This window comes from Rhizobium sp. SG_E_25_P2 (assembly GCF_029892285.1).
Classification (GTDB): Bacteria; Pseudomonadota; Alphaproteobacteria; order Rhizobiales; family Rhizobiaceae; genus Rhizobium_E.
In genome coordinates this window covers 384,319-395,743 of record NZ_JARXVM010000001.1, presented here as the reverse complement: position 1 = coordinate 395,743, position 11,425 = coordinate 384,319, and the positions used below count along the sequence as shown (strand labels likewise).

Annotated in this window: 13 protein-coding genes and 1 tRNA gene; 7 read left to right on the top strand and 7 right to left on the bottom strand. The window is 61.8% G+C overall.

Annotated features, from left to right (window positions below):
- Positions 1-733: 733 nt before the first annotated feature.
- Positions 734-810, bottom strand: a tRNA-Arg gene (locus M2360_RS01800).
- 143 nt (positions 811-953) lie between these two features.
- Positions 954-2,411 carry a HAMP domain-containing sensor histidine kinase gene (locus M2360_RS01795; RefSeq protein WP_280772652.1) on the bottom strand — a complete coding sequence of 486 codons (1,458 nt, stop codon included), beginning with the start codon at positions 2,409-2,411 and terminating at the stop codon, positions 954-956.
- Positions 2,412-2,670: 259 nt separating this feature from the next.
- Between M2360_RS01795 and rpmH the strand changes: the two genes are divergently transcribed.
- The 5 genes from rpmH to yihA all read left to right on the top strand — a co-directional run bounded on the left by rpmH (position 2,671) and on the right by yihA (position 6,791).
- Positions 2,671-2,811 (top strand): 50S ribosomal protein L34, encoded by a 141-nt coding sequence (rpmH, locus tag M2360_RS01790; RefSeq protein WP_280772651.1) that lies wholly within the window; start codon positions 2,671-2,673, stop codon positions 2,809-2,811.
- Between the two features lie 23 nt (positions 2,812-2,834).
- Entirely contained in the window at positions 2,835-3,230 is a 396-nt protein-coding gene (rnpA, locus tag M2360_RS01785) for a ribonuclease P protein component (protein WP_280772650.1), read from the top strand.
- Entirely contained in the window at positions 3,214-5,004 is a 1,791-nt protein-coding gene (gene yidC, locus M2360_RS01780; protein ID WP_280772649.1) for a membrane protein insertase YidC, read from the top strand. The genes rnpA and yidC overlap by 17 nt, the downstream gene beginning before the upstream one ends.
- 106 nt (positions 5,005-5,110) lie before the next feature.
- Entirely contained in the window at positions 5,111-6,079 is a 969-nt protein-coding gene (locus M2360_RS01775) for a DMT family transporter (protein ID WP_280772648.1), read from the top strand.
- Positions 6,080-6,134: 55 nt separating this feature from the next.
- Complete coding sequence (gene yihA / locus M2360_RS01770; RefSeq protein ID WP_280772647.1) at positions 6,135-6,791, top strand: ribosome biogenesis GTP-binding protein YihA/YsxC; 657 nt, start codon at positions 6,135-6,137, stop codon at positions 6,789-6,791.
- 98 nt (positions 6,792-6,889) lie between these two features.
- On the opposite strand, the gene M2360_RS01765 is transcribed toward yihA, so the two are convergent.
- The 5 genes from M2360_RS01765 to M2360_RS01745 form a co-directional block, all read right to left on the bottom strand.
- Complete coding sequence (locus M2360_RS01765) at positions 6,890-7,450, bottom strand: fasciclin domain-containing protein (protein WP_280772646.1); 561 nt, start codon at positions 7,448-7,450, stop codon at positions 6,890-6,892.
- Between the two features lie 165 nt (positions 7,451-7,615).
- Positions 7,616-7,999 (bottom strand): type II toxin-antitoxin system YafQ family toxin, encoded by a 384-nt coding sequence (locus M2360_RS01760; RefSeq protein ID WP_280772645.1) that lies wholly within the window; start codon positions 7,997-7,999, stop codon positions 7,616-7,618.
- Complete coding sequence (locus M2360_RS01755; RefSeq protein ID WP_280772644.1) at positions 7,911-8,192, bottom strand: type II toxin-antitoxin system RelB/DinJ family antitoxin; 282 nt, start codon at positions 8,190-8,192, stop codon at positions 7,911-7,913. Before M2360_RS01755 ends, M2360_RS01760 begins: the two co-directional genes overlap by 89 nt.
- A gap of 75 nt (positions 8,193-8,267) precedes the next feature.
- Positions 8,268-8,990, bottom strand: coding sequence for an anti-sigma factor (locus tag M2360_RS01750; RefSeq protein ID WP_280772643.1), 723 nt, complete (start codon positions 8,988-8,990; stop codon positions 8,268-8,270).
- Entirely contained in the window at positions 8,987-9,520 is a 534-nt protein-coding gene (locus M2360_RS01745) for a sigma-70 family RNA polymerase sigma factor (RefSeq protein ID WP_280772642.1), read from the bottom strand. The genes M2360_RS01750 and M2360_RS01745 overlap by 4 nt, the downstream gene beginning before the upstream one ends.
- A gap of 146 nt (positions 9,521-9,666) precedes the next feature.
- Between M2360_RS01745 and argB the strand changes: the two genes are divergently transcribed.
- Positions 9,667-10,554 (top strand): acetylglutamate kinase, encoded by an 888-nt coding sequence (gene argB / locus M2360_RS01740; protein ID WP_280772641.1) that lies wholly within the window; start codon positions 9,667-9,669, stop codon positions 10,552-10,554.
- A gap of 61 nt (positions 10,555-10,615) precedes the next feature.
- Complete coding sequence (locus M2360_RS01735) at positions 10,616-11,350, top strand: glycoside hydrolase family 16 protein (protein WP_280772640.1); 735 nt, start codon at positions 10,616-10,618, stop codon at positions 11,348-11,350.
- Positions 11,351-11,425 lie beyond the last annotated feature (75 nt).

Below are 11,425 nucleotides of genomic sequence, written 5' to 3'. Positions count from 1 at the left end.
ATGACGCTCATCGCGCCCCGCATTCGGCGGTTTGTGCCTCGAACTTGACGCTCGTCGCCGCAGGTCGAGCCTACGGGTAATCCGCCTCTAAAGCGGGCCTTACTGTAACGTCCCTTTCGAGACGCCACCCTGGGGGGACGCTTTCACGCCAAGTCCCCAGTGTTCGGGGGTCGTCGTTTCTCGAAGCCCCGGAGAAAGAGAGTTCACGTCGTCCCCCTTTCCCCAGCGCCGGCCCCATCTCGCCGCGACGCCTCGCGGTGTAGCCGATGATGGGACGAGATGAGGATAAGCGGCGTGGGATGGTGGGGGATGAAAAAATTTTCGGGAGGGTGATTTTTTGAGGAAGACCCTCCCCCACCCCTCCCACAAGGGGAGGGGCTTAACTTGGAGCTGCCGCTGGCGTCCCACAGTTCAGCCTAGCGGAGGCGAGGTTTCTTGGGGTTGGAGGGGGCGGCAGCGCAAGCCCCTCCCCCTTGTGGGGAGGGGTTGGGGAGGGGTTTCGCCCCGCTCCGTCGTCATCGAGGATCCAAGACAGTGAACAAAATCAAGCCGTTGCAGATGCTCGGGACAGGCCCGAGCAGGACGGCGGTGGGGATTTTTTCGTCTGTCGTTAACGGCGTGTCGCAACACGCGAAATCGTAGCAGGGGAAGGGAAACTCAAAAGCCAGAGGCCAGCGTCAGCAACGCTGTAGGACCTTCAACACTTTGATTTCATTGAAAAGAAGAAGGGAAGTGGCGCACCCGAAGAGATTCGAACTCCTGACCCCCAGATTCGTAGTCTGGTGCTCTATCCAGCTGAGCTACGGGTGCTTGCCAATCCGCCGCCGTGTCCGGCGGTGTGCGGCTCTACTACTGCGAGGCTTTTGGGATTGCAAGCGTCTTTTTCAAAAAAATGCAATAAAAGCGGGGAGGGGGTCTCCGGAGCGGGGTCGAAAAACCGGCTCCGGGACGGCTCAAAGCCCTGCGCGATGCGGGATTTCCACCCGGAACAGGCAGCCGGGAGCGTTTTTTTCCACAAGCGCGATCGTTCCGCCATGCGCGATGGCGATATCGCGGGCGATGACCAGGCCGAGGCCGACGCCGCCGGCGCGGGTTGAGCCGCGGAAGGCGGAGAACAGATGATCGCGCGCTTTGGCGGGCATGCCCGGACCGTTGTCGTCGATATCCAGCCTCAGGCGGTTGTCGACGACGGCGACGCCGATGCGGATGCATTTGTCGTCAGCCTCATGCGATTCGAGCGCCTGCAGCGAATTTCGGCAGAGATTGTAGATCACCCGGAACATCTGTTCGGGATCCGCCTCGATTTCGAGCGAAGGGTCGATGTCGCTCATGAAGCGAATCGGCCCCTCCATGGCCAAGCCGAGAATTTCGCCGACATCGTCGACGAGCGGGCCAAGCGCAAACCGGCCGATCTGCGGGGCGGCTTCGCTCGCCCTGCCATAGGCGAGGACGTCCGAAGAGTAGCTGATGGCGCGGCCGAGCGTGCGCACCAGCTTGGCCGACAGGCCGCGGCCGACGGGATCGCCGAGTTCGGTCAGGCGGTCCGACATCAATTGCGCCGACGACAGGATATTGCGCATGTCGTGATTAATCTTGGAGACGGCGAGGCCGAGATCGGCGAGATTTTTCTGCTGTTTCAGCGTGCGCTGCAATTCCGTCTGCATGGCGGCGAGATGGCGGGCGGCGACCGACAATTCGTCGCGGCCCTCGGGCGGCGCCATGATGGCTCCGGGATTGCCGGGATCGGCGGCGAAACCCTGCATGCTTGCCGTCATCCGGCCGATCGGGCGAATCAGGATGCGGTTGATGGTGAAGAAGATCAGCGCCGCCGTGGTCAGCGAGATGACGATCGAGAAGAACAGAATTTCGCGGCAATAGACGAGCATGGCCTGGCGTAACGCCCGGTCGCTCATCACCAGTTCGATCTCCATGCCGGACGCGCCGATCGGACCGCGCACGCTGACCACCTGCTCGCCGCCCCAGGCGAGTGTCGCGAAAGCGTCATAGGCGTTAGTCAGGAAGCTTCCCGCCGACAGGTCATATTGCGCGTTGACCGCCGGCGGCACTTCGGAGACCACGATCATCCGGGTCAGTTCTTCCTTGTGCAGGGCGATGGCCTTGGTGCCGGTGGCCATCAGCGTCGAATCCTCGAGCGAGCGCGGCAGCTTGATGTTCGGAAGGCCGTCGATGACGATGGCGGCGGCGGCGGCGGTGTTGAGCCGGTCGCGCAGCCAGGACAGCCGCATATCGGTGACCGAGGGCACGAAGATCATGATTTCGGCCAGCATCACGAAAATCACGGTCAGCAGGAGGATGCGGGTGGACAGGCGGGCGGCGGGCGGCGTTTCCGCCGTCGCATCGAAAGCGAGGCCGCGGACGGGCGCCTGTGCAATCATTCCATCCCGGGCCAATCGCCGCTCCGTCCTCTGGAGTTACCTTCGGGGCCTTTCGAGCGCCCCTCATGCTTAAGCATCATGTAAAGGTCCGCGCGAATTCCGCAACCCCGCAACGGAGCTGAAATGCGGCCGAAAGGTTGACTTCCTCGGCGTCTCTCCCTATAAGCCCGGCCACGTTCGGGATGGCCGGGTCCGCGCAAGCGGCCAACGCGTTTCCGTGCGACATCCAAAACACGCTCATCAAGAAGGGCCGCACTCCGCGGTAATTAAATAAATGGCAACAAAGCGTACCTACCAGCCGTCCAAGATCGTCCGCAAGCGTCGTCACGGCTTCCGCGCCCGCATCGCCACCAAGGGTGGCCGCAAGGTTATCAGCGCTCGCCGCAATCGCGGCCGCAAGGTTCTGTCCGCGTAAAGCGCGACGGACCCGAAGGACTGATGACGAACCAAAAAGATGTTCGTACTGCCGGTCGGCTGAAGAGCCGGCCGGAATTTTTGCGTGTGCGCGAGGGCGAGCGGCGCAGAGGCCGTTTTTTCATCGTCGAGGTCCTGGATCGCAAATCTCCCGAAGACGCGCCGCGCGTCGGCTTCACCGTCACCAAGAAGCAAGGCAATTCGGTGGAGCGAAATCGCATCCGCCGCCGCCTGAAAGAAGCGGTCAGGCTGAAGGCGCAGTTTGCAATGCAGCCGGGACACGACTATGTGATTGTGGCCCATCGAGAGGCAATGTCCGCTTCCTTCGATGATTTGAGCAAAACCCTTATCGCGCGCATCTCCAGCCGGCAGGACAAGAAAAGCCGGCCACCGGGAAAGAGTGATGGAAAACAACCGTAATTATTATGTCGCGATCGTTCTGTCGGTCCTGATCGTCTTTGCCTGGCAGTTCTTCTACATGGGTCCGAAAATGGAGGCCCAGCAGAAGATCGAGGAGCAGCGCCAGGCTGAAATCGCCCTGCAGCAAAAGGCCAATCCGGCTGCGGCGCAGGCGCCCGCGCTCGATCAGTCCGGCCAGCCCATCCCCGGCGCCAATGGCCAGACGGTGGCCGTGGTGACGCGCGAGCAGGCGCTTTCCCAGACCGACCGCATCATCATCGATACGCCCTCGCTCACCGGCTCGATCAGCCTGGCCGGCGCGCGGCTCGACGATCTCCGGCTCAAGAATTACCGCGAGACGATCGACAAGGACAGCCCGATCATCACGCTGTTCAGCCCTGGCAACACCAAGGACGGCTATTTCGTCGAACTCGGTTTCCTCGGCGCGCAGAACCTGCCCGGCATGACGACCAACTGGACTGTGGAGGGCAACAATCGTCTGACCCAGACCACGCCGGTGACGCTGACCTACACCAATCCCGAAGGCGTGACCTTCACCCGCCGGATCTCGGTCGACGAAAAATATATGTTCCAGATCGAGGACAGCGTGAAGAACGGCTCGGCCGCGCCGCTGTCTCTGACCCCTTACGGTCGCGTCGTGCGCTACAATCAGCCGACGCATGCGTCCGCATGGGTTCTGCATGAAGGTTATGTCGGGGTCATGGATGGCAGCCTGAAGGAAGAAACCTTCAGCGGCGCCAGCAGCGAGCCCGCCAAGTTCGAGGCGCCGCAGGGCGGCTGGTTCGGCATTACCGACAAATACTGGGCTGCGGCCATCGTTCCCCAGAAGAACTCCGCCTTCACCTCGCAGTTTTCGCATGTCGAGACCGGCCAGCCGTTGTATCAGGCCGATTATCGCGAAAACGCCGCCACGGCGGTGGCCGCGGGCGAGACCAAAAGTTTCTCGACGATGATTTTCGCCGGCGCCAAGCAGGTGCCCGTGATCGAAGGTTACGAAGAGAAATACGGCGTTCAGGATTTCAACAAGCTGATCGACTGGGGCTGGTTCTACTTTTTCACCAAGCCCATGTTCTATCTGATGGACTGGCTGTTCCACTATTTCGGCAATTTCGGCCTCGCCATCCTTGGCACGACCGTCATCGTCAAGCTGATCTTCTTCCCGATCGCCAACCGGCAATACGCCTCGATGGCCAAGATGAAGACGCTGCAGCCGAAGATGGAAGAGCTGAAAGCCAAGCATGGCGACGACCGCATGGCGCTGCAGCAGGCGATGATGCAGCTCTACAAGGAAGAGAAGGTCAATCCGGTGGCCGGTTGCTGGCCGGTGCTGTTGCAGATCCCGGTGTTCTTCGCGCTCTACAAGGTCATCTATGTGACGATCGAAATGCGGCATGCGCCGTTCTTCGGCTGGATTCAGGACCTGTCTTCGCCGGATCCGACCACGATCTTCAATCTGTTCGGCCTGATCCCCTGGACGCCTCCGCATGCGCTGATGCTCGGCGTCTGGCCGATCATCATGGGCATCACCATGTTCGTGCAGATGCGGATGAACCCGACGCCGCCCGATCCGACGCAGGCGATGATCTTCAACTGGATGCCGCTGATCTTCACCTTCATGCTCGGTTCGTTCCCGGCGGGTCTGGTGATCTACTGGGCGTGGAACAACACGCTGTCGGTGCTGCAGCAGGGCATCATCATGAAGCGTCACGGCGCCAAGATCGAGCTGTTCGACAATCTCAAGGGACTGTTCAAGCGAAAGCCATCATCGGCGTGAATGCGTCTTGAAAAGAATTGATAAGTCGCAAATGTCGCAACCGGGGCTTCGCCCCGGTTGCTTTCGTTTAGACTGGGCGTAAACGAGCGAAGGGCAGGGGCGACGAATGGACAAGAGCATGGCGACCGCGCCGGCGCAGCAGGAGGGAATGGGCGCGCTTCTGGTGTTTCTCTCGGCCGTGGCCTGGAGTTTTGGCGGCGCGCTGGCTCGCTATCTGGATATCGACGACAGCTGGACCGTGGTGTTCTGGCGCGGCCTGTTCGCCGGGCTGTTCCTGCTTGGCTTTCTGCTTTTGCGCGACGGCCCGCTGAAGACGCTGTCGCTCTATCGCAATATGGGCGTTCCCGGCCTGCTGGTGGCTTTCGGCTTCGCCGTCGCCTCGTCCTGCTTCGTCATCGCCATTTCCTACACCACGGTCGCCAATGTCGTCTTGATCCAGGCCGGCGTGCCCTTGTTTGCGGCGCTGATCGCCTGGCTGCTGTTTCGCGAGCGCGTCACCCTCGCCACCTGGCTCGCCATTGTCGCGGTGATCGCCGGCGTGGCGATCATGGTGGCCGGCGGGCCGCTGCTGGCTGTGCTGACGGGGGATGAGGCGCAAGGCGCGGGTACTGACGCCGCCTATCCATATGCCTGGTTCGGCAATCTCCTGGCGCTCGCCATCGCCATCGTCTTCGCCATGACCACCGTTGTCACCCGGCGCTTTCCCAATGTCCGGCAGACGCCGGGCGCAAGCCTCGGCTGTTTTGCGGCTTGCGCCTTTGCCGCAACCCAGGCCTCGGGCTTTGCGGTGACGCCGGGCGAATTCGGGGTGCTGTTCGTGTTCGGCGCGCTCAATCTCGGCCTGGGCATGGCGCTGTTCGTCACCGGCGCGCGGCTGATCCCCTCGGCTTTCGCCGCGCTCCTGGGGACCGCCGAAACCATGCTCGGCCCGGTCTGGGTGGCGATCTTTCATGGCGAAGTGCCGGGGCCGGAAACCGTGGTCGGCGGCCTGATCATCCTGGCGGCGCTGATCTTCTACCTTTCGAAAGCGCTGAAACGGCAGGCTCCGGCGCCCGCGATCGCCGCTAAGCCTTGACTTATGCGGGGAATAGCCCAAAAGGCGAGGTTTAGCCGCAAGACAGGATAGAACCATGGCCGACACGCAAGCCGACAAACTCAGCCGCATCTTCACGCGGCCCTGGGTGTTCATTCGCGGCGTGCCGGCGATGAAGTTCCTGCCGCCTGAGGGACCAGCCGAAATCGCTTTCGCCGGTCGCTCCAATGTCGGCAAATCCTCGCTGATCAATGCGCTTGTCGGCCAGAACGGGCTTGCCCGCACTTCCAATACGCCGGGCCGCACGCAGGAACTCAATTATTTCGTGCCGGACGGGTATTCGGGCGAGGCGGGCGACCTGCCGCCCTGCGCGCTGGTCGACATGCCGGGCTATGGCTATGCGCAGGCGCCGAAGGCGCAGGTGGACGCCTGGACCAAGCTGGTCTTCGATTATCTGCGCGGCCGCACCACGCTCAAGCGCGTCTATGTGCTGATCGACAGCCGCCATGGCATCAAGAAAAATGACGAGGATGTGCTGAAGCTGCTCGACCTCGCCGCCGTCTCTTATCAGATCGTGCTGACCAAGACCGACAAGATCAAGCCCTCGGAATTGGAGACGCTCAAGGTCGAAACCCTCGCCAAGCTCGCCAAGCATCCGGCGTCCTATCCGGAAATTCTCGCCACCTCCTCCGAAAAGGGCGTGGGCGTCGAAGAGATGCGGGCGGCGATCCAGTATCTTCTGTCTCTGGGCTGAACAACGCATAAAAAAGCCGCCCGGGAGGCCCGGGCGGCAGGAAGCGAGTCCGGGGCGCGCAACCCCAAAGGGAGGACCCGCGCGCGGCTGCTCAGGCTTTACGCCTTCGGCAGCAGCACCTTGTCGATGACATGGATGACGCCGTTCTTCTGCTTGACGTCGGCGATGGTGACGGTGGCCATATTGCCCATCTCGTCGGTCAGCATGATCTTGCCGCCCATTTCGGTGGCCTTGAGCGTGCAGCCGCCCACGGTCTTTACGTCGTGGCTGCCGCCGTCATCCTTGATCATCTTGTCGATTGCCGCCGCCATGGCGTCGGCGGCCACCACATGGCAGGTCAGCACCTTGACCAGCTGATCCTTGTTTTCGGGCTTGAGCAGGGTGTCAACCGTGCCGGCCGGCAGCGCGGCGAAGGCTTCGTTGGTGGGGGCGAAGACGGTGAAGGGGCCTGCACTATTCAGCGTGTCGACCAGACCGGCTGCCTTGACGGCGGCGACCAGCGTGGTGTGATCCTTGGAGTTGACAGCGTTTTCGACAATCGTCTTGTTGTCATACATCGGCGCGCCGCCGACTTCCGGGTTGGAAGAGGCATAGGCCACGGCGCCCGCTCCGATCACGGCGGAGAGGAGGGCGGCAGTGCGAAACGTGGTCTTGAGCATGGATCTTTCCTTCCTGTTGAACATCACGCCGGATGTCCCGCCGGCGTCGTCCCTCATTGGGGGACACTGCGAACTACGGAAGGGAGAAAAATGAGTTTCAGGGTGAGTGAGAAAATTTCGGCTTTGCTGAAAGATTTATTGATTGCCGCCCCGATGCTTCCGGCTTCAACCAAAAAGATCGCTATGGGAGCCGCACCGTACGAAGATGATCATGTGCTCTGTTGCCCTGTATATCAGGAGGAAATCGCCGCCGATATGGCACTCGCGATGATCAGACCAGTTGCCCTTCAGGGGGTGATCCAGCCATTCCGGATCGGGCGGTCTTTCATTGCCAATCAAATGCATCATCACGAGCTTTAGCCGCCGCATATCGTGACGACCGGCGCGCGCTAACCTCCGCCAATCCTTTTGGAAGGCGCTGGTGAAATCCACCGATCGCGGCGGTATGGCGCCGCGTTTGTCACCCGGCGTTTTTGTCAAGCTGCTCGAAAAGCTCCTTGGCCTCGGCGAAGCGGGATTTACGAGATTCGATGATGGACCGCGACTCATCGATGGCCGATCGGGTTTCGGCGTTCGGACGCTTGAACTCGGCCGGCAGCGCTTTGTCCTCGATGATACGGATAAGCGCCATCCGGAGCACGTCGGATGCCGTTAGCCCCATATCGGAGAGGATCGTTTCTGCTTCGGTCTTGATGTTGGCATCAACGTCGGCGCGCACGGATGAAGTAGAGGCCATGTCCATTCCCGTTGTTGTTGGCGGAATGATATCACGCTTCCTCGAAACGGCAAAATGGCGTCCGCAATTGGCCCGTCAGCCCTAAAGCGTGACCGCGCGCCCCGCCGCGATCACCGGCCCGGTGGGTTTGCCATCGGGCGAGCCGCCGAGCGGTTCCACCGTGATGGCGATGGTGCGGCCGGCGGTGAAGCTGGCGCGCAGCGAAGTCGGGATGACAATGTCGCCGCGGCCTGTCTCGGGCAGCACGCCGACCGACAGCGGCGGCTTGCCGTCCTCGATCACCCAGACTTCCAGCGATTTCGGACCGTTCTGTCGCAGCGCCGCCGGAATGACGCTCAGGCGGCCGGTGCCGAAATCATAGGTGGCGACGAGATTAAACCCGTTTTTCTCGCTGGTCAGCTCCGCCACCAGCGGCCGCGGCGGTTGCCCCGGGCCCAGAGGCTGAAGGCGAGGCGCAAGGCCGATCCAGGCGGCGGCGAGCACGCCCGCAACGGCGAGCCCGCGCCAGAGCAGCAGCGAATTCCAGGCGCGGGATGTGAGGCTGGCGCCATTGGCGCGTTCGTCTTCGAACAATTGCGCCTCGATGCGGCGGAATACATGCGAAGGCGGGGGCGCTGCTTCATAGTCGTCGTTGAAATCGGCGAGATTGGTCTGCCAGCGGCGCACCTGCATGGCGAATTTCGCATCGGTGGCCATGCGGGCTTCGACGCGCTTGCGATCGGCTTCGGACAGGACGCCCAGCACATATTCGCCCGAGATGATCTCATCCCGGCCGCGGTCCCAATCCTGCGGCTTCTCGCTCATTGCCCGAGGCACTCTCTCAATTTCAAAAGGCTGCGGCGCAGCCAGGTTCGCATCGTGTTCAGCGGCACATTATACTGTTCCGCCAATTCCTGATAACTCAGCCCATCGACATAGGCTTTTCGGACGGCGTCTCTCCTATCCGATTCGAGGGTCTGCATGCATCTGTGAATTCTCACCCCTTCGCTTCTGAGCACGGCAAGCTTTTCCGGATCTGGATCTGAGCCGGCCAGATCATAGACTTCGTCGATTGAACTCGCTTCTGGCCGCCGCGCCCGCAGCGCGTCGATCGCATGATTGCGCGCCACGGCCGCCAGCCATATCTCGGCGGAGCCGGCGTCACGGTTGAAACGATCGGCGCGGCGCCAGACTTTGACGAACACATCCTGCAACGCATCCTCGGCTTCCTGCCTGTTTTTGAGGATACGCAGCAGGATCCCGAAAAGTTTCGGGCCCGCGGTTTCATAAATCGCCGAGAACGCCTTGCGGTCCCCGAGGGCGACGCGACCCAGCAATCCGTTCAGATCATGCATCATCTCGTCCATTGGTGATGGTGAACCGGATGCGCCTCCCCCGCGCGACGCCTGACGAAATTACGCATTCATGCACGGTGCGGATCATTCCATCTGTCACGAAGTTGAGCTAAAGAGGCTCGTTTCCAGTCCATGCGAGGCCTTTCATGTCCCACACCGAAAGCGAGATCCAGGCGCGGCTCCTGGTCCAGGCGCTGCCCTTCATGCAGCGTTACGAGAACAAAACCATCGTGGTGAAATATGGCGGCCACGCCATGGGCAATCCAGAGCTGGGCAAGGCCTTCGCCGCCGACATCGCGCTTCTCAAGCAATCCGGCGTCAATCCGATCGTCGTGCATGGCGGCGGCCCGCAGATCGGCGCGATGCTCGCCAAGATGGGGATTGAATCCCGCTTCGAGAACGGTCTGCGCGTGACCGACCAGAAGACGGTCGAGATCGTCGAAATGGTGCTGGCCGGCTCGATCAACAAGGAGATCGTCGCGCTGATCAACCAGACCGGCGAATGGGCGATTGGCCTCTGCGGCAAGGACGGCAACATGGTCTTCGCCGAAAAGGCGCAGAAAAAGGTCCAGGATCCCGACAGCAATATCGAGCGGATTCTCGACCTCGGCTTTGTCGGCGAAGTCGTCGAAGTCGACCGCACGCTGCTCGACCTGCTCGCGCGTTCGGAAATGATCCCGGTCATCGCCCCCGTGGCGCCGGGCCGCGACGGCGCGACCTACAATATCAACGCCGACACATTCGCGGGCGCCATCGCCGGCGCGCTCAACGCCTCGCGTCTCTTGTTCCTCACCGACGTTCCGGGCGTTCTCGACAAGAACGGCAATCTCATCAAGGAATTGTCGGTCGCCGAGGCGCATGCGCTGATCAAGGACGGCACGATTTCGGGCGGCATGATCCCCAAGGTCGAAACCTGCATCGAAGCCATCCAGGCCGGCGTGCAGGGCGTGGTCATCCTCAACGGCAAGACGGCGCATTCGGTGCTGCTCGAACTGTTCACTGAGACTGGCGCCGGCACGCTGCTGGTCCCCTGATCAGCCTCGCTTCAGCGATCTCGGCTATCCAGCGGCGGCATCCGCCGCTGGAGAAAACGCCATGAAGACTTTCTTTCTCGCCGTCTGCCTCATGGCCGCGATTGCCGCGACGCCCGCGGACGCCGCCAAGCGCATCCGCTTTTCCGGTTATGATTTCACCATCAAGGCCGGCGCAGGCCTCGGCCCCGGCCCCAATCGCTGGGCGGCGAGCCAGGTGAAGGTCGACGGCCAGGGACGGCTGCATCTGCATTTTTCCAAGAATGACGAGGGCCGCTGGACGGCGGGAGAAATACAGAGCGTCAGCCGCTTCGGCTATGGGACCTATGAAATGGAGTTTGAAGGCGATATCGGCGGCCAGGACAAGAATGTCGTCTTCGGTTTCTTCAATTATCCCTCGGCCGATGTCGGCCCCGACACCACCAACGAGATCGACATCGAATTCGCCCGCTGGGCCGACCGCGCCAACAAACCGCTCAACTTCACGGTCTGGCCCGCCAACGATGCGCTCAACCAGACAGGCAAGGCCTTCGCCTGGCCGCGCGGCGTCACCCTTAGCCGCCACACATTCGTCTGGAGCCGCAAATCGGTGGAATACACGTCGGTCCTTCTCAACAGCGACGGCGACGCGCTGAAGACCGTGTCCTGGCGCTATGCGCCGACCGATTATCAGAGCCGCATCGGCTCCAAACCCATGTCGATTTTCTTCAATCTCTGGGGCTTCCGGGGCAAGTCGCCGAGCGATGGAAAGCCCGTCGAGGCGATCGTGCGCAAGTTCACGTTCACGCCGGCGAAGTGAGAAATCGGCTGTCGGAAGTCTCTTCGGGTAGCGCCGCGCCGACGAACGGGATCCGACGACGGGCGGGTTTTGCTG